Consider the following 20,556-nt stretch of genomic DNA (forward strand, 5'->3'; position numbering starts at 1 on the left):
GAATTTCGGCAAGTTGTCCGACTTCGCCTAGTCGTCTTCTGCGTCTCGCGCGGCGGTCGTGCGCGCGGAGATATCCCACACGGCGAGGAACATCGCAGCGATCAGCGGGCCGACGACGAAGCCGTTGAGCCCGAAGATCGCGATGCCGCCGAGCGTCGAGATCAACACGACATAGTCGGGTAGCGCGGTGTCCTTGCCCACGAGGTAAGGCCTGAGGACGTTGTCCACGAGCCCGATGACGCCCGCGCCAAAGGCCATCAGCGCGATGCCTTTCAGCAGCGCGCCGGTCGCCAGCAGATAGACCGCTACGGGGAACCAGACGATCGAGGCGCCGACGGCCGGCAGCAAAGACAGAAAGGCCATGACCACGCCCCACAGGACGGGCGCGTGAATGCCAAGCACCCAAAAGATGAAGCCGCCGAGAAAGCCCTGCACGATGGCCACCAGGATCGTGCCCTTGATCATGGCGCGGACCACAACGGCGAACTTCTCGAACAGCGCGCTTTTGTGTTCCTCCGCCAAGGGCACGACGTCCATTATTTTTTGCGCCACCGCCCCGCCGTCGCGCAGCAGGAAGAACAGCAGATAGAGCATGATGGTGACGCTGAGCAGGACGTTGGCCGTGCCCTGGCCCACGAGCACGGCCTGGGTGGCGAAGAACTGACTGCCTTCTTTGAGAAGCGCGATCAGCCGCTGCTCGATATCGTTGACATCGCTGACGCCGAGCTGGGCGAGCATGTTCGACGCCCAGCCGGGCAACGCATCGAGAAAGCGCTGCAGGAAGCGGCCGAGATTGAGCTCTCCCGACTGAAGCCGGTCGTAGAGCGATGTCGCCTCGCTCACGATCGAGGCGCCGGTGAACGCCAAGGGGATCAGCACGATGCCAACGATGATCAGAAGCGTGAGCAGCGCCGCGAGGTTCCGGCGTCCCGGGAGTATCGCGCCCAGCCAGCGCTGCACCGGCGCGAACACGAGGGCCAGGATCACGGCCCACAGGATCGCCCCGTAGAACGGCAACAGAATCCAGCCGAACGCCAACGACACCGCGACGAGCAGAACCAGAAAGGCTTTGTCTTGGAACGCGCTGCCGCGCGTCGGCTCGCTCATATTGACCAGAATCGCTCCCTCAAGGCCCCGATCATAGCGGCGGCGTCTCGAACGTCGCCTTGAAAGTTTGGCCGGTGAGGAGAAACGCAGCAGGGGCCAGGGGCGCGGTTTTGCGCTATGTTTTCCCCTTGGCGTCCCCGCGTTCCAGGGGGAGGGCGGTAGGGCGCCTTTCAGGGAGGGAACAATGCGGAAAATTGCTGTTTTGCTGACGGCCGCCTTTGCCCTGCTGCTGGTGACCACGCTCGGTTTCCAGGCCGACGCCACGATCGGATCGGGTACGCAAGGGCTTCCCATCGCAGCCAAGACCTTCTCGCCGCTGGACCGGGTCTCCTGCCGGACCAGGGGGCCGATGTGTCCGCTGGGCTATACGCGGCTCTGCCGGCCCTGGCGCTGCTGGTGTACGCCCTGCCGCTAGGTTGAAAGGCTGGGTAGAAGGAATGCTGGCCGCCCCGTATCCGGGCGGCCTTTATTCTTTGCGCGAAACTGCGCTTGCGGCGATGAGAACATATTGCGAACAGAGAACAAAGCGTGTACACTGGTTAAATGCTCGACCGACCCAGTCGCCTGCGTCATTTGCGGTGTGGACGGGACCGGCGGGACCGAGGGCCACCATTTACGAGCCCCGTGGGGCTGTGAAATAAGGAGATGACCGATGTCGAACGCCGCGTTGCGCCTTGTCGAAGCAGGAGGGGACATGGACAAAGAGAAGGCGCTGGAGGCTGCGATCTCCCAGATCGAGCGCTCGTGCGGCAAGGGGTCGATCATGCGGCTCGGCCAGAACGAGACCGTCGTGGAGACCGAGGCCATCCCCACCGGTTCGCTCGGCCTGGATATCGCGCTTGGTATTGGCGGCCTGCCGCGCGGCCGCGTCGTCGAGATTTACGGGCCTGAATCATCGGGCAAGACGACGCTGGCGCTGCATGTGGTCGCCGAGGCCCAGAAGAAGGGCGGCGTGTGCGCCTTCGTCGATGCAGAGCATGCGCTCGACACCATCTATGCGCAAAAACTCGGCGTCGATCTGGAGAACGTACTGATCTCCCAGCCCGACACGGGCGAGCAGGCGTTGGAAATCGCCGACACGCTGGTGCGCTCCGGCGCCGTCGACGTGCTGGTGGTCGATTCGGTTGCGGCCCTCACGCCGAAGGCCGAGCTCGAAGGCGAGATGGGCGATTTTCAGATGGGCGCCCAGGCGCGGTTGATGAGCCAGGCGCTGCGTAAGCTCACCGGCTCCATCGCCAAGTCCAAGTGCATGGTCATCTTCATCAATCAGATCCGCATGAAGATCGGCGTGATGTTCGGCTCACCCGAAACCACCAGTGGCGGCAACGCCTTGAAATTCTACGCCTCCGTCCGTCTCGACATAAGGCGCATCGGCGCCATCAAGGAGCGCGACGAGGTGGTTGGCAATCAGACCCGCGTCAAAGTGGTGAAGAACAAGGTCGCGCCGCCCTTCAAGCAGGTCGAGTTCGACATCATGTATGGCGAGGGCGTGTCCAAGATGGGCGAACTGATCGATCTCGGGGTCAAAGCCGGCATCGTCGAGAAGTCCGGCTCCTGGTTCTCCTACGATAGCGAGCGTATTGGCCAGGGCCGCGAGAACTCCAAGACGTTTCTCAAGGAGCATCCGGAGATGGCCACGAAAATCGAGCAGGCCATCCGCCAGAGCGCGGGACTCATCGGCGATCAGATGCTCGACGGCGAGATTGAGGCCGAGGCGGGCGATGACACGGCCGCTATTGCCGAGGAGAGCACCGTGACCGCCATTGCCGCGGGCGGCCGGAAGAAGAAAGCGTAACACCCCCGCCAAAGGCCCCCCGCTGGGGGCCAGGCCGCTGTGGGCCGGACGAGGACAGGACAAGGGCAGGACGAAGGCAGGCGCCGCGACATCAGCGGCGCCTTTGCCATTCTTGCCGCCGGGCTGGCCTTACCGGCTGGGCAGGCTCTGCCTGCTGGACAGGCCAAACTCCAGACCGTATGTCTCACGGCGAATGTAGCCGCGCGATGAGGCGGCCGCCGAATCGGCTAGGGTAGCGGTGGCGAGCGCCGTTTCGCGCGAGAACGAAGGTCCCAGCTGAACCTCATGAGCGCCGCGAAATCCCCGGGCGGGAAGTCCAGAACCAGCGGAAAATCCAACGCGGGCGCCAAGCAGGGCAAGGCGCATATTGTGCCGACGCGCGCGAACGACATCCGAACCGGTTTTCTCGATTTCTTCGCCAAGAACGACCACCTCGTCTTGCCGTCCGCGCCGCTGGTGCCCCGGCACGATCCGACCTTGATGTTCACCAATGCCGGCATGGTGCCGTTCAAGAACGTGTTCACCGGCCAGGAGAAGGCGAAGAGCCCGCGCGCGGCCTCGTCGCAAAAATGCGTGCGTGCCGGTGGCAAGCACAACGATCTCGACAATGTGGGCTTCACCGCGCGGCATCACACTTTCTTCGAGATGCTCGGCAATTTCTCGTTTGGCGACTATTTCAAGGAGCGCGCCATCGCGCTCGCCTGGGAGCTTCTGACCAAGAAGTTTGAGCTGCCGGCCGACAAGCTGCTGATCACCGTCTATGTCGACGACGAAGACGCGGCCTCGCTGTGGAAGAAGATCTCGGGCTTCTCCGACAACAAGATCTTGCGTATCGCGGGGTCGGATAATTTCTGGTCCATGGGCGATACCGGCCCGTGCGGGCCGTGTTCGGAGATCTTCTATGACCACGGCGCACATTTACCCGGCGGTCCGCCCGGCAGTCCCGATCAAGACGGCGACCGTTTCGTGGAGATCTGGAATCTCGTCTTCATGCAATATGAGCAGCGCGAGGACGGCTCGCGCGTGGACCTGCCGCATCCGTCCATCGACACCGGTATGGGGCTGGAGCGCATCGCAGCGGTGATGCAGGGCACGCACGACAATTACGCCATTGATCTTTTCAAAACGCTGATCGCCGCTTCTGTTGAGTTGACGGGCGTCGCGGCGGAGGGCGGCAACGCCCCAAGTCACCGCATCATCGCCGATCACTTGCGTGCATCTTCATTTCTCATCGCCGACGGCGTGCTGCCGTCCAATGAAGGCCGGGGTTATGTGCTCCGTCGCATCATGCGCCGCGCCATGCGTCACGCGCATCTGCTGGGCGCCAAGGAGCCGCTGCTGCACCGTTTGGCGCCGACGCTGATCGGTGAGATGGGTCGCGCCTTTCCCGAGCTGTCACGCGGCGAGGACCTCATCGAGGAAACGCTGAAGCTTGAGGAGAGCCGCTTCCGCGAGACCCTCGAACGCGGCTTGCGCCTACTGGATGAGGCGGTCGAAAGCCTCAAGCCGGGCGACACGCTGCCGGGCGAGGTCGCCTTCAAGCTCTACGACACCTACGGTTTTCCTTACGATCTCACCGAAGACGCGCTAAAGGCCAAGAACATTGGCGTGGACGCCGAAGGCTTCGGCGTGGCCATGGAGCACCAGCGTGCCGAGGCGCGGAAGTCTTGGGCCGGCTCGGGCGAAGCGGCCACCGAACAAGTCTGGTTCGAACTGAAGGAGGAACTCGGCGCCACCGAGTTTCTCGGCTACGAGACCGAGACGGCCTCCGGCGAGATCGTGGCGTTGGTCAAAGACGGTGCGCGTGTCGACAAGCTTATCGAAGGCGACCGTGGCATCGTCATCGTTAACCAGACGCCGTTCTATGCCCAGTCCGGCGGTCAGGTCGGCGATCAAGGGACGCTGTCGATCGGCGAAGACGTCGTCTTCGACGTTGAGGACACGCAGAAGAAGCTTCATGGCCTGTTCGTGCATCAGGGCGCCCTTCAGAAGGGCACGCTGCTGCGTGGACAAACCGTGACGCTCGATGTCGATCATACGCGACGCACCACGACCCGCGCGCACCATTCGGCCACGCATCTTCTGCACGAGGCCTTGCGCCAAGTGCTGGGTCAGCACGTGGCGCAGAAGGGCTCGCTGGTGGAACCGGGGCGCTTGCGCTTCGATTTCTCTCATCCCAAGCCCATGACGGCGGATGAGGTCGCCGCGGTCGAAGACATGGCGAACGCCATGATCTTGCAGAACGCGCCCGTCGAAACACATCTGATGACGCCCGACGAGGCGATCGAACAGGGCGCGCTGGCGCTGTTCGGCGAGAAATACGGCGAGGAGGTCCGCGTGGTCTCCATGGGCGTTGCGCCCGGAAGCCCCAAAGCGGGGGAGGCCTATTCCATCGAGCTGTGCGGCGGCACCCATGTGGCGCGCACAGGCGATATCGGGCTTCTCAAGATCACGGGCGAGGGCGCCGTGGCGGCTGGCGTCCGCCGCGTCGAAGCGCTGACCGGTGAGGCGGCGCGGAGTTTCCTCGATGCGCAGGATGGCCGCGTGCGCGAAGCGGCGGAGCTGTTGAAAGTTTCTCCGGAAGAGATGCTTGAGCGTCTTGCCGCGGTCGTGGACGAGCGCCGCAAGCTGGAGCGGCAACTGGCCGATGCCAAGCGCGAGCTCGCGCTGCGGCCCGAAGGCGGCGACAGTGCGGCGGGTGCCGCCGTGCGCGAGCTCGGGTCCGTCAAGCTACTGGCGCGCACCGTGCACGGTGTTAGCCCAAAGGATTTGCGCGGGCTGGTGGACGAAGCCAAGCAGCAGCTGGGCTCAGGGATCGTTGCTGTGGTCGGCGTTAGCGACGAAGGCAAGGCCGGCCTCATTGTTGGCGTCACGAAAGACCTCACCGGCACATACAGCGCCGTAGACCTCGTGCGCGCTGGTGCCGAGGCGCTTGGCGGCAAGGGCGGCGGCGGGCGGCCCGACCTTGCCCAAGCCGGCGGCCCCGACGGCGCGCGCGCCGATGCGGCCCTTGAAGCAATCGCCGCGGCGATCTCCGGCGAGGCGCCTCCTGCCGCGCCGGCCAAACGCGCCGGGCAAGCCTAAGCGATGGCGACGCCGGCCGTCTGGCGCCGCTGGCGCAGGAAGGTCCACGACATCCTCGAGGTTGGCGGGGAGTCCCATCCGGCAGGCTATGTCGTCAACGGTTTCATCGTTACGCTGATCGTTCTGAACGCGATCGCCTTCGCGGCCGAGACCGTGGGCGATCTCGCCGCCGAGTACGGCTTCTGGTTCCGTGCGTTCAACATCTTCTCGGTGATCGTCTTCACGATCGAATATGTGCTTCGGGTGTGGAGCGCCGTCGAGATTCCCATGCTGTCGCGTTTGCCGCCCTGGCAGGCGCGGGCGCGCTTCGCCATGCGCCCGATCATGCTGATCGACCTGCTCGCCTTCGCGCCGTGGTACGTGCATTGGATCTACCCAATCGACCTGCGCGTGCTCAGGGTGTTTCGCCTGTTCCGTCTGCTCAAGCTGGTGCGCTACTCGCCGGCCTTGCAGACCTTGGGGCGCGTGCTGGTAGACGAATCCCGCGCGCTGCTCGGCGCATTGCTCATCATGATGGTTCTCCTGCTGTTCGCTTCCACGGGCATCTACTTCCTGGAGCGGGAGGCGCAGCCGGACACGTTCGGGTCCATTCCAGCCGCCGCTTGGTGGGCGCTCGCCACGCTGACGACGGTGGGATATGGCGACGTCGTGCCGGTCACGCCGCTGGGCAAGGTACTGGGCGGCGTGGTGATGCTGCTGGGGCTTGGCATGTTCGCACTGCCCGTTGCGATCATTGCCACCGGGTTCACTCAAGAATCGAACCGTCATCAGTTCGTGGTCACGTGGTCCATGGTGTCGCGCGTGCCGCTGTTCGCCACCATGAACGAGGCGGAGATCGCCGAGATCACCAAGCTGGTCTATACGCGCAGCTATCTGCCCGGCGTGCCCATCGTGCGAGCGGGCGATGCGGGCGAGAGCATGTTCCTCTTGGCCGGCGGCGAGGCCACGGTCGAGATGGGCCGCGGCCGGCGGACCACGCTGAAGGAGGGTGACTTCTTCGGCGAGATGGCGCTGCTTGAGCATCGGCGCCACAAACACGACGTGATCGCCAAGACCCGATGCCGCGTCTACGTTCTGGATAGCCAGGCCTTCGCGCGGCTTTCCCGCCGTCATCCGGAAATCATCCGCCGTATCCGCGAAGTCGCGGAGGAGCGGGCCAAAGCCGACCGAGCACGGCCCCCGCGCAAGGTTGCGCGGAAGACGAAGACGAAAGCTCGAAGAAGCTGAACGGTGGCTGTGGCTTAAGCGGCCGTCACGCGCTTGGTCATCGCCGCCCGCAGGTTCTCGCCGATCTTATCGATGAACCCTTCCGTAGTCAGCCAGGCTTGCTCTTCGCCGACAAGGAGCGCGAGGTCCTTTGTCATGGAGCCGCTCTCGATCGTATCGACAACCACCTTCTCCAGCGTTTCGGCGAAGTCGAGCAGCGCCTCGTTACCGTCGAGCTTGGCGCGGTGCTTCAGTGCGCCGCCCCAGGCGTAGATCGAAGCAGTCGAGTTCGTCGATGTCGCACGGCCCTCTTGGTGCTGCCGGTAGTGGCGCGTCACCGTGCCGTGCGCGGCCTCCGCCAGCACGGTCTCGCCGTCGGGCGTCATCAACACGCTCGTCATGAGTCCAAGCGAGCCGAAACCTTGCGCCACGGTGTCGGACTGCACATCGCCGTCATAGTTCTTGCAGGCCCAGATATACCCACCGGACCATTTGAGCGCCGCGGCGACCATGTCGTCGATCAGCCGATGCTCGTAAGTGAGCCCGCGTTCCTCGAACGTCTCCTTGAACTCGGCGTCGTAGATCTCCTGGAACAGATCCTTGAAGCGGCCGTCATAGGCCTTGAGGATCGTGTTCTTGGTGGACAGGTACACCGGCATGTCGCGGTTGAGGCCATAGTTCATGGAGGCGCGCGCGAAGTCCCGGATGGAACTGTCGAGATTGAACATGCCGAGCGCGATGCCGGAGCCTTCAAAGTCGTGGACCTCACGATGGATCGTCTCGCCGCCCTCGCCCTCGAAGGTAATGGTCAGCTTGCCCTTGCCGGGCACCAGGAAGTCTTGGGCCCGGTAGATGTCGCCATAGGCGTGACGCCCGATGACGATTGGCTTGGTCCAGCCAGGCACCAGCCGCGGCACGTTCTTGCAGATGATGGGCTCGCGGAAGATCACGCCGCCAAGGATGTTGCGGATCGTGCCATTGGGCGACCGCCACATCTTCTTGAGGCCGAACTCCTCCACGCGCGCCTCGTCCGGCGTGATCGTCGCGCATTTGACGCCGACGCCGTGCTTCTGGATGGCGTGGGCCGCGTCGATCGTGACCTGATCGTCGGTGGCGTCACGATGCTCGATGCCAAGATCGAAGGGGAGAAGCTCGATGTCGAGGTAGGGCTCGATGAGCTTTTCCTTGATCATGTCCCAGATGATCCGGGTCATTTCGTCGCCGTGAAGGTCGGCAATCGGGTTCTGCACTTTGATCTTGTCCACGCGCGCGTCTCCGCTGGAAGGAAAGGGTTGAGCCTTAGGAGGGCCGCTTAAGGCATTTCGCCCCCATTGCGGGAGCCCGCCCCCTATAGCATCGTGCGGCCATGATGGAAGCAAATGCGAAAACCGGCAAGCGCGTGGGCCAAGACGACGCGGCGTCCGCGGCGCCCGCCATCGTGCTGGTAAGGCCGCAACTCGGCGAGAATATCGGCTTTGCCGCTCGCGCCATGGGCAATTTCGGGCTTCGCGATCTGAGGCTCGTGGCCCCAAGGGATGGCTGGCCAAACGAGAAGGCGCGCGCAACCGCCGCCGTCGCCGGCGTCATCGTCGATGAGGCGAAGGTGTTCGACACCGTCGAAGATGCCGTCGCCGACCTCAACTACGTGATCGCCACCACCGCGCGGCCCCGCGAGATGGTGAAAGAGGTGCTGAGCCCGGAAACGGCGGCAGCTGCTTTGCGCGCCAAGCGACAAGCCTCTCAGCGGACCGGCGTGCTGTTCGGGGCCGAGCGCAGCGGGCTCGACAACGACTCCATCGTGCTGGCCGATGCGATCCTGACCGCGCCGGTCAGCGCAGCGTTTGCTTCCTTGAGCCTGCCCCAGGCCGTGCTGCTATTCGCCTATGAATGGCTGAAGAGCGAAAGCCCCTCCGATCTCGGCCGGACAACCACCTATGACGGGCCGGCGCGCGAAGGGATCTCCGCGCCGGACACACAGCCCGCGACCCGTGCGGAACTCTACAACCTGTTTGAGCATCTGGAAGGGGCATTGGACGACGCCGGATTCTTGCGGCCGCCGGAGAAGCGGCCGTCCATGGTGCGGTCGATCCGCAACATGTTTCATCGCATGGGCGCCACCGACCAGGACGTCCGCACCTGGCGGGGAATTGTGTCAGCCTTGACGAGGCCTCCAACAGAGCCAAGGCGATAAGGTGTCATAGTTCCGCCCGGTTTCTCCTATTGCGATGCCCGTCAACAATGCTAGCTTCCGGCTCGATAAGGAGAGGGGCGTTCAATGAGAGTTGCGTGGTTTCATCTGGGCGGGGCCACTTGTGCTGCGGTCTTTGCGTTTCTGACGAGTGCTCCGCTCCAAGCGGCCGATCAATCTGGTTTCACGGCCGTGGCAGCCGAAGAGCTCGACAAGCGGAGCAAGCAGCCGCAGAAGAAGGGGCTGAGCGATACGCGGGTGCGCGTCATGCTCACTTACGCCTTCTCGCTGATTCCGGGGGAGACGCCCGGACCTAACGGCAAGCCTGTCCCAGTCGACAAGTCCGACTTCAACACCTTCGTGATTCCAAGCGACGACGCACGCCAAGTCATTCGCGCGGCCACTCGTTCCGCCTATGCGGAGGTCTGCGGCTTGCCGCAGCTAGCGCAGGCGAATCTGAAGGCGCTCTTGGCGCAGGAATCCAAGAAGGACTGGACGCGCCAGCAGATGCTGATGGTCGAGGCGCTGCACCTCTTTGCGCTGTCCTACTTCACCGGTAACGCCAAGATCGAGGAGGGCCCTGAGACGACCGCGGCCAGCGGTACCGAGGAAACCGAGGGCGGAGAATCGGCTGTGACGCAGGCGCCGCCGGCGCCGAAATGCCCTCCGGAGCAGAAGCAGAAGGTCGAAAGTGCCATTAACGCCTATGTGGCCTCGGTCCCGGCAAACTAGGGCGGCCCGGGCCTGCCTGTGGCCCTAGGAAATCGCGGCAATTGACAGTTTCCGGCTATTCGGAGTAACAGAACGGTCAAACCGGAGCCCTGAAGGGCTTTTGGGGCCGCCGGACCCGCTCTGGCGATCCGGACCACTCAACATCCATGGATTTTTGCGGCAGACGCGGGAAAGCAGACCGCCCGCGAAAAGCCTAATTTGGCTTTGGAGTTTTTACGAATGACGAAACGCATTCACGCCAAGCACAAGATCGACCGTCGGCTCGGCGAGAATATTTGGGGCCGGCCCAAGAGCCCCCAGAACAAGCGCGAATACGGACCTGGCGAGCATGGCCAGCGCCGCCGCGGCAAGCTGTCCGATTACGGCCAGCAGCTCAGGGCCAAGCAGAAGCTCAAGGGCTATTACGGCAACATCACCGAGAAGCAGTTCAAGTCGATCTATCACGAGGCCTCGCGCATGAAGGGCGACACCTCGGAGCGGCTGATTGGCTTGCTCGAGCGGCGCCTCGATGCGCTGGTCTATCGCGCCAAGTTCGTGCCGACAGTGTTCGCCGCCCGCCAGCTCATTTCCCACGGCCACGTGAAGGTCAACGGCCGCCGCGTAACGATCCCGAGCTATCGTTGCAAGGAAGGGGATGTGATTGAGTTGCGCGACAAGTCCAAGGATCTTGGCATGGTGCTCGAGGCCGCGCAGAGCGGCGAGCGCGACGTGCCGGACTATGTCGACGTCGACCACGGCAAGATGGTCGCGACGTTCACGCGGACGCCGACCCTGTCCGATGTGCCCTATCCGGTCATGATGGAGCCGAACCTCGTCATCGAGTTCTACTCGCGCTAAGCACGCGACGTCAGACAAGACAACACAGCAATACGGCGGCGATTGGAACAATCGCCGCCGTTTGTGTATCCAGCAGAAATCCTAAGAAGCGCGGTTATGCCGTCGCGGTCTGCGCGTTATTGGCAATGCCCTTGGTCTTGAGCATTTCCTGGAGCTCGCCTGCCTGGAACATCTCGCGCACGATATCGCACCCGCCGACGAACTCGCCTTTCACGTAGAGCTGCGGAATGGTCGGCCAGTTGGAATAGGCCTTCACGCCTTCGCGCACGCTCATGTCGTCGAGCACGTTGATGTCTGCAAAGTCGACGCCGAGATGGCTCAGGATCTGCGCGACCTGCATGGAGAAGCCGCATTGCGGCATCGACTTGGTGCCTTTCATGAACAGCACCACGTCACGGCCGGCGATCTGCTTGCCGATCCAGTCCTGAACGGCCTGAACGTCTTGCTCACTCATCGTTCGATTCCTTTCTCACTCTATTGCGGCGCTGATGTCTTCAACGCCAGCGCGTGCAGTGCGCCGCCCATATTGCCCTGAAGTGCATCATAGACCATTTGGTGCTGCTGGACCCGCGACTTGCCGCGAAATGCCTCCGACACGATGCTGGCCGCGTAATGATCGCCGTCGCCAGCGAGATCTTCGATCTCCACGCGCGCATCGGGAAAGCGTTCCTTGACCAAGCGCTCAATCTCCTCCGCAGCCATTGCCATCGTCAATTGCTCCTTGTGCGCGCGGCTTCAGGTTATGCCATGAAGCGCGGCATCCACCCCTCATGGGCCGCCTTCAGTGCGGTGAGGGCCAGCGCGGTCTCGCCGGGAAGCGCAATGCTATCACCCTCGACCGTGCCGAGCACCCTTACGGGAACGCCCGCGGCAGACGCGGCCGCACCGACGGCATCCACATCGTCAGCCGGTACCGCGATCACATAGCGTGCCTGGTCCTCGCCGAACCAGGCTGCGTGCGCCGGCAAGCCCTCAGGCGGCGCTTCAAGTTGCACCCCACGGTTGCCGGCAAGCGCCATCTCGGCGATGGCGACAAGGAGCCCGCCGTCGGAGACGTCGTGCACCGCCGTCACGGCATCCGACGCGATAAGGCTGCGCACCAGATCCCCGGCGCATTTCTCGGCGGCGAGATCGACAGGGGGTGGCGCGCCTTCAAGACGATCTTCCATGACTTGCATATAGGTCGATTGGCCGAGATGACCAGTCTTCGTGCCAAGCAGGAGCAGCACATCGCCGTCTTGCCGCAAGCCCATGCCGGCCATATGCGCGATATCGGCGATAAGCCCGACGCCGCCGACGGCAGGCGTTGGTGGAATAGCCCCACCATTGGTCTCGTTGTAGAGCGACACGTTGCCCGACACGACCGGGAAGTCCAGCACGGTGCACGCCTCGCCCATGCCCTCTACGGCGCGGACGAACTCGCCCATGATTTCTGGCCGCTCGGGATTGCCGAAATTCAGGCAGTCTGTGATGCCCAACGGTTTGGCGCCCGTCGCAGTGATGTTGCGCCAGCATTCGGCCACAGCCTGCTTGGCGCCCTCGAACGGATCGGCGGCGCAATAACGCGGGGTAACGTCGCAAGAAACCGCAAGCCCCTTGTCGGTGCCGTGCACGCGCACCACGCCGGCATCGCCGCCGGGCCGCTGTACCGTGTCGGCCATGACCATGTGGTCGTATTGTTCGTAGATCCAGCGGCGCGACGACAGATGCGCCGATCCCATCAAGCATTCCAGCGCGCCAAGGATGCTCTCCGGCGCTTTCACGTCGTCCGGGGCAATCAGCGGCAGCGGATCGCGCGCGACCCAGGGGCGTTCGTAGAGCGGAGCGGCATGAGCCAGAGCGGGCAGGGGAATGTCGGCCTGCACCACGCCGTCATGACGCACGACGAAATTGCCGGTGTCGGTGGTCTCGCCGATCACTGCAAAATCGAGCTCCCACTTCGTAAAAATGCGTTTCGCAATGGGTTCGGCGCCAGGCTTCAACACCATGAGCATGCGTTCCTGGCTCTCCGACAGCAGCATCTCGTAAGCTGTCATCGCCTCTTCGCGGCATGGCACGCGGTCCAGGTTAAGGTCGATGCCGACGCCGCCCTTGTCGGCCATTTCGACGGAAGACGAGGTGAGGCCCGCGGCGCCCATGTCCTGAATGGCGACGATGGCGTCCTCGTTCATCAGCTCAAGACAAGCTTCCAGCAGCAGCTTTTCGGTGAAGGGGTCGCCAACCTGCACCGTCGGCCGCTTCTCTTCCGAGGCATCGTCGAACTCTGCCGACGCCATGGTGGCGCCGTGAATGCCGTCGCGGCCCGTCTTCGAGCCGACATAGACGACGGGAAGGCCGACGCCTTTGGCGGCGGACGTGAAGATGCGGTTCGCATCCACAAGGCCGACGCACATGGCGTTGACAAGAATGTTGTCGTTGTAGCGGGCGTCGAAATTCGTTTCGCCGCCGATCGTCGGCACGCCCATACAGTTGCCGTAGTCGCCGATCCCGGAGACGACGCCGGACAAAAGATGCCGCGTCTTGGGATGGTCGGGCGCGCCGAAGCGCAGCGCATTCATATTGGCAACGGGGCGCGCGCCCATGGTGAACACGTCGCGCATGATACCGCCCACGCCCGTCGCCGCGCCCTGATAGGGCTCAATATAGGAGGGGTGGTTATGGCTCTCCATCTTGAAGACCGCCGCTTGGTCGTCGCCGAGATCGACGACGCCGGCATTCTCGCCGGGCCCTTGGATGACTTGTGGCCCCGTCGTCGGCAATGTCTTCAGCCAGACGCGTGAGGATTTGTACGAGCAGTGCTCCGACCACATCACCGAAAACACGCCGAGCTCCGTCAATGTCGGTTCGCGGCCAAGCTCTTTCAGGAGCCGCGCGTACTCCTCGGCGTTTATGCCGTGCTCGGCGATCAGTGCATCGGAAAGCGTTTCCGCCTCGCGGGCCGCCCGCGCCGCGCCGCTCAATGGAGCCTCTCAACAAGCGAAGAGAACATTTTGGCGCCGTCCGTGCCGGAGAGCACAGGCTCGATGAGCCGTTCGGGGTGGGGCATCATGCCGAGCACCGTACCGGTCTCGTTGTAGATTCCTGCGATATTTCGGCACGAGCCATTGGGGTTCGCCGCTTCAGTCACCGCGCCCGATGCCTCGCAGTAGCGAAAGGCGACACGGTTCTCGCCTTCGAGCCGGTCAAGCGTGCCCTCGTCGGCGAAGTAGCAGCCGTCTTTATGCGCGACGGGAATGCGGATCACTTCGCCGGTCTCGTAGTGGGACGCAAAGCGCGTGTCGTTGCGTACCACTTTCAGCAGCATGTCCTTGCAGATGAAGCGCAAGGTCGCGTTGCGCATCAGAACGCCCGGCAGCAGGCCGGATTCCGTCAGCACCTGGAAGCCGTTGCAGATGCCGAGCACCGGTGTTCCCGCTTTAGCGCGCGCGACCACCTCGCGCATGACCGGCGAATGCGCCGCCATGGCGCCGGAGCGCAGATAATCGCCATAGGAGAAGCCGCCCGGCAGAACGATGAGATCGCTTTTGGGCAGCTCGGAGTCGCCATGCCAGACCATGGCAGGCGCCGCGCCCATCGCTGCCTGAAGCGCTACGGCCGCGTCGCGGTCGCAGTTCGATCCCGGAAAGACGATGACGCTGGCTTTCATGTTCGCACGAACCCAGACGTCATCCCGGCACAAGCCGGGATCCAGAAGCGGCAATTGTCCGAGTGTGTGGTTGGATTCCGGCTTTCGCCGGAATGACGGAGAATGCGCCTACGCTGCCTCGAGCTCATAAGCGTAATTCTCGATGATTGTGTTTGCGAGAAGTTGTTCACACATGCGCTCCACTTCGGCGCGCGCGCGGGCCGGATCGCTTTCGGCGACTTCGACCTCGATATACTTGCCCTGACGGACACCATCAACCGAGCCGAAGCCGAGCGCATGCAGCGCGCCCTGGATCGCCTTGCCTTGCGGATCGAGCACGCCGGGCTTCAGCGTGATGGTGATACGCGCCTTCATGCCGCTTTGCGCTCCCGTTAGGTCGACTGCACCAGAACCGGACCGCTGCGCGGCCGCCCCGGATTGTCGACATGCAGACCGAGCCGGCGCGCCACCTCTTGGTAGGCCTCCACGAGGCCGCCCATGTCGCGGCGGAACCGATCCTTGTCCAGCTTGTTCTGAGTCTCGATATCCCACAAGCGGCAGCAGTCGGGGGAGATCTCGTCGGCGAGCACGATGCGCATCTGATCGGCCTCCCACTGCCGGCCGAACTCGAGCTTGAAGTCCACGAGTCGGATGCCGACGCCAAGAAACAGTCCCGACAGAAAGTCGTTGATGCGCAGCGCCAGCGCCATCATGTCGTCGAGCTCCTGAGGCGTCGCCCAGCCGAAAGCGGTGATGTGCTCTTCGGAGACCATGGGGTCTCCGAGGTCGTCGGACTTGTAATAGAACTCGACGATGGAGCGCGGCAGCATCGTGCCTTCTTCGAGACCGAGCCGGGTTGCCAGTGAGCCCGCGGCGACGTTGCGGATCACCACTTCGAGCGGAACAATCTCGACCTCGCGGATCAGCTGCTCGCGCATGTTCAGCCGTTTGATGAAATGCGTCGGCACGCCGATCTCGTTGAGCCGCTCGAAGATGCACTCCGAAATGCGATTATTGAGTACGCCTTTGCCCTCGATGCGGTCGTGCTTCTTATTGTTGAAGGCGGTGGCGTCGTCCTTGAAGTGTTGGATGAGCGTGCCAGGTTCGGGTCCTTCGTAGAGGATCTTGGCCTTGCCTTCGTAGATGCGCCGGCGACGATTCATAATTTTGGTTCCTCACTGCCCTGTCTGGGGACTCAAGCGCCAAACGCGCGAAGACTGGGAAAGTCCCAAGCCGCGCGCGCTACACTGGAAATTGCCATCGCAGGAATCGGATTCAAGAAGTCTTATTCGACATTAGCTGAAGGGGAGGGGGCGTACAACGGCTCCGGGATGGGCCTTCCGGCCGCAGGGGACGGCCGGGGATTTGTTGATTTTCCGGCGCTTCGGCGCTATCACGCGGTCCAGAGAGGCGGGATTTTCCCCAACAATTCTATGGACGATGCCCTCGGTCGCCGAGGGTCCTGGAGGTGCCGGCAATGACCAGTTTTGACGATCGCGAGAAAAGTTTTGAGCGGAAATTCGCCCTCGACGAGGAGTTGAGTTTCAAGGCCAATGCCAGGCGGAACAAGCTCTTGGGCCTATGGGCCGCCGAGAAAATGGGCCTGTCCGGCGATGAGGCCCAGGCCTACGCCCGGGAGGTGGTCAAGGCCGACCTGGAGGAGCCGGGCGAGGAGGACGTCTTCCGCAAGATCAGGGGCGATTTCGACGCCAAAAGCGTCGATCAGTCCGACCACCAGATTCGCCGCGCCATGGCCGACCATCTGGCCGAGGCGGTGCGGCAGATCGAAGCCGAGGCCAAGGCGTAAGGACACCATGTCCCGGGACCTGTTCCGCCAAGCTGCCAAAGAGCGCCAGACGCTGTTCAACGCCTGGCTGATGTTGAACAACCCGCTTGCTCTCGAGCTGGCAGGCGAGGCCGGCTGGGACTGTGTCACCCTCGACCAGCAACATGGCGCAGGGGGCAACGAGACGTTGCTGGCCTGCCTGACCGCCGCCAAGGCAGCCGGGCTGCCCGCTATCGTGCGCGTGGCCAACAACGATCCCGGGCTCGTGGGCCGGGCGCTGGATGCGGGCGCGCAAGGCATTATGTGCCCGCTCATCAATAACGTGGAGGAGGCGGAGGCCTTCGTCCGGGCCGTGAAGTATCCGCCGCGGGGCTTGCGCAGCTGGGGGCCGTACCGGGCCAAGATCGGCTACAGCGGCGACTATTTCACGGAGGCGAATGATTTCACCATCGCTTGTCCGCAGGTCGAGACCAAAGGCGCCCTCGATCAACTCGACGAGATACTGTCGTTGGAGGGCGTGGACATGGTCTGCTTCGGGCCCAACGACCTCTCCGTGGCGCTCACCGGGCGCCTCGATATCTGGGCCAAAGAGGTTCAAGAGGCCATGACGGAGGTCCTGAAAAAGGCCCGCGAGAAATCCGTCATGACCCTGATTTTCTGCAATGACGCGGACTTCGCCAAGCCCCGGATCGAAGAGGGCTGGGACATCGTTGCCGTCGGCACCGATGCCGGCTGGCTGTCGTCCGCCGCTGAGGCGACCCGCGCGGCGGTTTCGCCGGGCTCTTAAGCTCGGCACCGCAACGCCTTCAAACGATTCGCGCATTTTAGAGCGTTGCATCCTTGCATCAGGTCGGGGCCCTTAGCCGACCGGGCCGCAAGGAGAGGCTGACGGTGCCGTGGTCCTATGCGACACTGGCCCTAAGGACTGAACTTTGGGGGCGGCATGGGATCCTTCATCCGGCTCGTCACGGGCGTCCTTCTAGGGCTCGTGATCGCGACGGCATCGGCGTCGGCGGACGACGCGCAGACGGCGGTCTCGCTGAACTTGCGCGACGGGCCGGGCGCCGGATATGCGCGCATCGCCGTCGTGCCCGCGGGCGCGCTGGTCGATGTTCGAGGCTGCCAGGGCGGCTGGTGCGGTCTGATCTGGAACGGCTATCGCGGCTATGCGGTTCAGCGCGGACTGCTGTTGGCCTCGGCCTACGTTCTGGAGCCGGAAGTCTGGCCGATCTTCCCGGCTTATCCGTATCGCGCGGGCCATTACCCCAAGGCCGACTGGTATTTCGACATGCCGCCCTACACGGCCATCTCGCCGTCCTTCTATCGCCGGCGCTTTTTCATGATGGCGCAGGAGCGCAACCGCTATCGCTATATGCCGCATATCTTTCGCGGCAGCGGCGCTTACTCTGATGGGGGCCCGATCGAGGACGTCAACCTCCAGGCTATCTCCTCGGGCGTCGATCTCGACGAATAGGGGTTACCCGCGGCTCATGCCCCAGGCCTTCGGTTTCAGGCTTTTGGTTTTCGTCGTTGCGGGCCTGATGCTGCCCGCCGCCGCCAACGCGGCAAACGCCGTGGCCAAGCGGCCGGCCAGCATCCATGCCGCGCCGAATAGCGGCGCCAAGGTTCTCGGCCTTATCGGCGTGTCGCAAGTCGTCGACGCCAAGACGTGCAAGAAGGGCTGGTGCCGGGTCGGAAAGGGCTACGTGCGGACCAGCTATCTGCGCTTCGTTCCCGTGCGCAAAGGTTACGAGAACGACTACGACTACAACGTGCCGCTGGCCTTGCCGCCTTATGGCTACACCCCGGGCTTTTGGGGCTATGGCGGGCGCCGCTATTACGACCGCAATGGCAATTACACGAAGTACGGCGTGCGCGGCTATGCGGGGACGGAAGACGATCGTCTCGGTGGGACAGTCGAGACGCGGCCGGGACGCCCCTTCGGCGTGCGCTAGCGTGCGTCAGCCGAACACGCGGGCGAAGAGGTCGTCCACGTGCTTGGTGTGATAGCCGAGATCGAATTGATCGCGGATCGCATCTTCCGAAAGTGCGCGGGTTACGTCCGCGTCGGCCAAAAGCTCTGAGAGAAAGTCCTTGTTCTCCTGCCAGACCTTCATGGCGTTGCGCTGGACGAGCCGGTAGGCGTCCTCGCGGGAGACCCCTGCATTGGTCAGCGCCAGTAGCACGCGCTGGGAATGGATGAGCCCGCCTAAGCGGTCCATGTTGGCGCGCATGCGTTCCGGATAGACCACGAGCCCCTTGATGAGGTCGGTGAGGCGGGCCAGCGCGAAGTCGAGCGTCACCGTGGCGTCGGGGCCGATCATGCGCTCCACGGAGGAGTGCGAAATATCTCGCTCGTGCCACAGCGCCACATTCTCCAGCGCCGGCAGTGCATAGCCGCGCACGATGCGGGCGAGGCCCGTTAGGTTTTCCGACAGCACGGGATTGCGCTTATGCGGCATGGCCGAGGAACCCTTCTGGCCTTCGGAGAAGAACTCCTCTGCCTCGAGCACCTCGGTCCGCTGCAAATGGCGGATCTCAGTGGCGAGCCGCTCCACGGAACTTGCGATCACCGCGAGCGTGGCGAAATAGGCGGCATGCCGGTCGCGTGGGATGACTTGGGTGGAGACCGGCTCCGGCCTCAAACCCAGTTTGTCGGCCACGTAAGCTTCAACCCGCGGGTCCACATGGGCGAACGTCCCCACCGCGCCCGAAATGGCGCAGGTCGCGACCTCCTCGCGGGCGCGCACCATGCGTTCGCGGTTGCGCGCGAACTCCGCATAGGCTTGCGCGAGCTTCAGCCCGAACGTCGTGGGCTCGGCGTGTATGCCGTGGCTGCGGCCCACGGTGATTGTGTCCTTGTGCTCATAGGCGCGCGTCTTCAGCGCGGCGAGCAGGTTGTCCAGATCGGCAATGAGAATGTCGGCGGCTTCGGTGAGCTGCACGTTGAAGCAGGTGTCGAGCACGTCGGAGGAAGTGAGGCCGGCGTGGAGGAAGCGTGCCTCTGGCCCGACATGCTCGGCGACCGAGGTGAGGAAGGCGATGACGTCGTGCTTCACCTCCGCCTCGATGGCGTCGATCCGCTCGATGTCGAACCCGCCGCGCGTCCGCGCCGCCTCCGCCGCCTCCTTCGGGATCAGGCCGAGCTCGGCCATGGCCTCGGCGGCGGTGACCTCAATCTCAAGCCAAATGCGGAATTTGTTCTCGGGCTCCCAGATGGCAGCCATCTGCGAGCGGCTATAGCGCGGGATCATGCGGGTCGGTCAACCTTTCCCGGACGTGCGCGTCCGGCGACAAGGAAGGTCTAGCAGAACGCGGGACAGGCTCAAATGCGAACGCGCCAAAAAGCTTAAATTTCAACAGTCTTCGGCGCGCGGGTCCCGAACAGGGAAACATAGATGGCCGCCGCCAGCGCAAGCCCCAGATAGCCCGGGCGGGGCGGGATCATCATGTCGAGCAGGAAGGTGTAGAAGTCGTTCAGCGAGGCCAGATACATGCCCCCAAGCGACCAATCCTGCTGGCTCGGATAGGTGGCGTGAATGTAGATGAAGCGGAGCAGGCCGCCGAAACTGCAGAACGCCACGATGAAGATAAAGAGTGCAAACAGCGTGCGGACGACGAACCCGCGCCGGGCGGTGTAGCGCTGGCACCACCAGGTGATGAGCGCGGCCAGCATCCCTGCGAAGCCGACAATGCGGACCGTGTGCTGAGTCTGCTGGTTCATGACCGTATTCATGAAGTCGCCGACCATCAGCGCCCACATGCAGACCCCGATAACGATGGCGAAGGCCGCGGCAAGCACGAAGCCGACCGCTTTGGTGAAAGTTACCCGTTCCATTTGCCGCTGTCCCTCCGACCCTCTCGTGAGGGAGGACTATGCAAGGGAAACGGCCGGACTGCAATCCACTCAGGCCGCAAGGCTTGCTGCGTTCCGTGGTTTATGGTCCGATCCGCCGCCCGGTCGAAAAGGAGGCAGTTGCATCATGGCATTTGACGATCTCAAGGCGGAACTCGCCCTTCTCATCAATCAGATGGAGAACCAACCCGAGGATCGGCACGAGCTTTACCTGCAGGTTCGCGAGAAGCTCAACGAGATGCGTGCCTTCGGCATGCCCCTGCCGGAAGACCTGGTGAAGTTCGAAGAAGAGCTCGAGGCCCAGTTCAAGGCCGAGGAAGCTAAGGCGAAGAAGAGCTAG

General features: G+C 63.4%; 22 protein-coding genes. 12 read left to right on the forward strand and 10 right to left on the reverse strand.

Going from position 1 to position 20,556, the window contains the following annotated elements; genetic code table 11:
* Positions 1 to 27: 27 nt before the first annotated feature.
* On the reverse strand, positions 28 to 1,107 hold the full coding sequence (locus ABY454_RS00985) for an AI-2E family transporter (protein ID WP_372928299.1): 1,080 nt from the start codon (positions 1,105 to 1,107) through the stop codon (positions 28 to 30).
* Positions 1,108 to 1,291: 184 nt separating this feature from the next.
* On the opposite strand from ABY454_RS00985, the gene ABY454_RS00990 reads away from it, so the two are divergent.
* From ABY454_RS00990 to ABY454_RS01005, 4 genes are all read left to right on the forward strand, one after another.
* Entirely contained in the window at positions 1,292 to 1,522 is a 231-nt protein-coding gene (locus ABY454_RS00990) for a hypothetical protein (RefSeq protein ID WP_372928300.1), read from the forward strand.
* Between the two features lie 237 nt (positions 1,523 to 1,759).
* Complete coding sequence (gene recA, locus ABY454_RS00995; RefSeq protein ID WP_372928301.1) at positions 1,760 to 2,902, forward strand: recombinase RecA; 1,143 nt, start codon at positions 1,760 to 1,762, stop codon at positions 2,900 to 2,902.
* 285 nt (positions 2,903 to 3,187) lie between these two features.
* The gene (alaS, locus tag ABY454_RS01000) at positions 3,188 to 5,986 is read left to right on the forward strand and encodes an alanine--tRNA ligase (protein ID WP_372928302.1); all 2,799 of its coding nucleotides are present in this window, start codon (positions 3,188 to 3,190) and stop codon (positions 5,984 to 5,986) included.
* Between the two features lie 3 nt (positions 5,987 to 5,989).
* A complete protein-coding gene (locus ABY454_RS01005; RefSeq protein WP_372928303.1) occupies positions 5,990 to 7,213 on the forward strand; it encodes a cyclic nucleotide-gated ion channel in 1,224 nt (407 codons plus the stop codon).
* 14 nt (positions 7,214 to 7,227) lie between these two features.
* On the opposite strand, the gene ABY454_RS01010 is transcribed toward ABY454_RS01005, so the two are convergent.
* Complete coding sequence (locus ABY454_RS01010; protein ID WP_372928304.1) at positions 7,228 to 8,457, reverse strand: NADP-dependent isocitrate dehydrogenase; 1,230 nt, start codon at positions 8,455 to 8,457, stop codon at positions 7,228 to 7,230.
* 101 nt (positions 8,458 to 8,558) lie between these two features.
* On the opposite strand from ABY454_RS01010, the gene ABY454_RS01015 reads away from it, so the two are divergent.
* The 3 genes from ABY454_RS01015 (at position 8,559) to rpsD (ending at position 10,949) form a co-directional block, all read left to right on the forward strand.
* The gene (locus ABY454_RS01015; RefSeq protein WP_372928305.1) at positions 8,559 to 9,383 is read left to right on the forward strand and encodes an RNA methyltransferase; all 825 of its coding nucleotides are present in this window, start codon (positions 8,559 to 8,561) and stop codon (positions 9,381 to 9,383) included.
* Between the two features lie 189 nt (positions 9,384 to 9,572).
* Positions 9,573 to 10,112: a hypothetical protein gene (locus ABY454_RS01020; protein ID WP_372928306.1), complete on the forward strand. Its 540-nt coding sequence runs from the start codon at positions 9,573 to 9,575 to the stop codon at positions 10,110 to 10,112.
* 219 nt (positions 10,113 to 10,331) lie between these two features.
* Complete coding sequence (gene rpsD, locus ABY454_RS01025; RefSeq protein ID WP_372928307.1) at positions 10,332 to 10,949, forward strand: 30S ribosomal protein S4; 618 nt, start codon at positions 10,332 to 10,334, stop codon at positions 10,947 to 10,949.
* Between the two features lie 94 nt (positions 10,950 to 11,043).
* Here rpsD and grxD read toward each other — a convergent pair whose 3' ends face one another.
* The 6 genes from grxD to purC form a co-directional block, all read right to left on the reverse strand.
* A complete protein-coding gene (gene grxD, locus ABY454_RS01030) occupies positions 11,044 to 11,403 on the reverse strand; it encodes a Grx4 family monothiol glutaredoxin (protein WP_372928308.1) in 360 nt (119 codons plus the stop codon).
* Positions 11,404 to 11,423: 20 nt separating this feature from the next.
* Positions 11,424 to 11,657, reverse strand: a complete 234-nt coding sequence (locus ABY454_RS01035; RefSeq protein ID WP_372928309.1) for a BolA family protein — start codon at positions 11,655 to 11,657, stop codon at positions 11,424 to 11,426.
* Positions 11,658 to 11,689: 32 nt separating this feature from the next.
* The gene (gene purL, locus ABY454_RS01040) at positions 11,690 to 13,909 is read right to left on the reverse strand and encodes a phosphoribosylformylglycinamidine synthase subunit PurL (RefSeq protein ID WP_372928310.1); all 2,220 of its coding nucleotides are present in this window, start codon (positions 13,907 to 13,909) and stop codon (positions 11,690 to 11,692) included.
* A complete protein-coding gene (gene purQ, locus ABY454_RS01045) occupies positions 13,906 to 14,595 on the reverse strand; it encodes a phosphoribosylformylglycinamidine synthase subunit PurQ (protein WP_372928311.1) in 690 nt (229 codons plus the stop codon). Before purQ ends, purL begins: the two co-directional genes overlap by 4 nt.
* 108 nt (positions 14,596 to 14,703) lie before the next feature.
* Positions 14,704 to 14,949, reverse strand: coding sequence for a phosphoribosylformylglycinamidine synthase subunit PurS (gene purS, locus ABY454_RS01050; protein WP_372928312.1), 246 nt, complete (start codon positions 14,947 to 14,949; stop codon positions 14,704 to 14,706).
* A 17-nt stretch (positions 14,950 to 14,966) separates the two neighbouring features.
* Entirely contained in the window at positions 14,967 to 15,737 is a 771-nt protein-coding gene (gene purC, locus ABY454_RS01055; protein ID WP_372928313.1) for a phosphoribosylaminoimidazolesuccinocarboxamide synthase, read from the reverse strand.
* 314 nt (positions 15,738 to 16,051) lie between these two features.
* Between purC and ABY454_RS01060 the strand changes: the two genes are divergently transcribed.
* The 4 genes from ABY454_RS01060 (at position 16,052) to ABY454_RS01075 (ending at position 18,315) form a co-directional block, all read left to right on the forward strand.
* Positions 16,052 to 16,381 carry a DUF1476 domain-containing protein gene (locus tag ABY454_RS01060; protein WP_372928314.1) on the forward strand — a complete coding sequence of 110 codons (330 nt, stop codon included), beginning with the start codon at positions 16,052 to 16,054 and terminating at the stop codon, positions 16,379 to 16,381.
* A gap of 7 nt (positions 16,382 to 16,388) precedes the next feature.
* The gene (locus ABY454_RS01065) at positions 16,389 to 17,147 is read left to right on the forward strand and encodes an HpcH/HpaI aldolase/citrate lyase family protein (RefSeq protein WP_372928315.1); all 759 of its coding nucleotides are present in this window, start codon (positions 16,389 to 16,391) and stop codon (positions 17,145 to 17,147) included.
* A gap of 156 nt (positions 17,148 to 17,303) precedes the next feature.
* Positions 17,304 to 17,834: an SH3 domain-containing protein gene (locus ABY454_RS01070; protein WP_372928316.1), complete on the forward strand. Its 531-nt coding sequence runs from the start codon at positions 17,304 to 17,306 to the stop codon at positions 17,832 to 17,834.
* 16 nt (positions 17,835 to 17,850) lie between these two features.
* Positions 17,851 to 18,315 carry a hypothetical protein gene (locus tag ABY454_RS01075; protein WP_372928317.1) on the forward strand — a complete coding sequence of 155 codons (465 nt, stop codon included), beginning with the start codon at positions 17,851 to 17,853 and terminating at the stop codon, positions 18,313 to 18,315.
* A 6-nt stretch (positions 18,316 to 18,321) separates the two neighbouring features.
* Here ABY454_RS01075 and purB read toward each other — a convergent pair whose 3' ends face one another.
* Both purB and ABY454_RS01085 read right to left on the reverse strand, forming a co-directional pair.
* Positions 18,322 to 19,614, reverse strand: coding sequence for an adenylosuccinate lyase (purB, locus tag ABY454_RS01080; protein ID WP_372928318.1), 1,293 nt, complete (start codon positions 19,612 to 19,614; stop codon positions 18,322 to 18,324).
* A gap of 95 nt (positions 19,615 to 19,709) precedes the next feature.
* Entirely contained in the window at positions 19,710 to 20,198 is a 489-nt protein-coding gene (locus ABY454_RS01085) for a hypothetical protein (RefSeq protein WP_372928319.1), read from the reverse strand.
* 145 nt (positions 20,199 to 20,343) lie between these two features.
* On the opposite strand from ABY454_RS01085, the gene ABY454_RS01090 reads away from it, so the two are divergent.
* Positions 20,344 to 20,556, forward strand: a complete 213-nt coding sequence (locus tag ABY454_RS01090; protein ID WP_372928320.1) for a hypothetical protein — start codon at positions 20,344 to 20,346, stop codon at positions 20,554 to 20,556.

It is taken from the genome of Methyloceanibacter sp. (genome assembly GCF_041573655.1).
In the GTDB taxonomy this organism is placed as follows: Bacteria; Pseudomonadota; Alphaproteobacteria; order Rhizobiales; family Methyloligellaceae; genus Methyloceanibacter.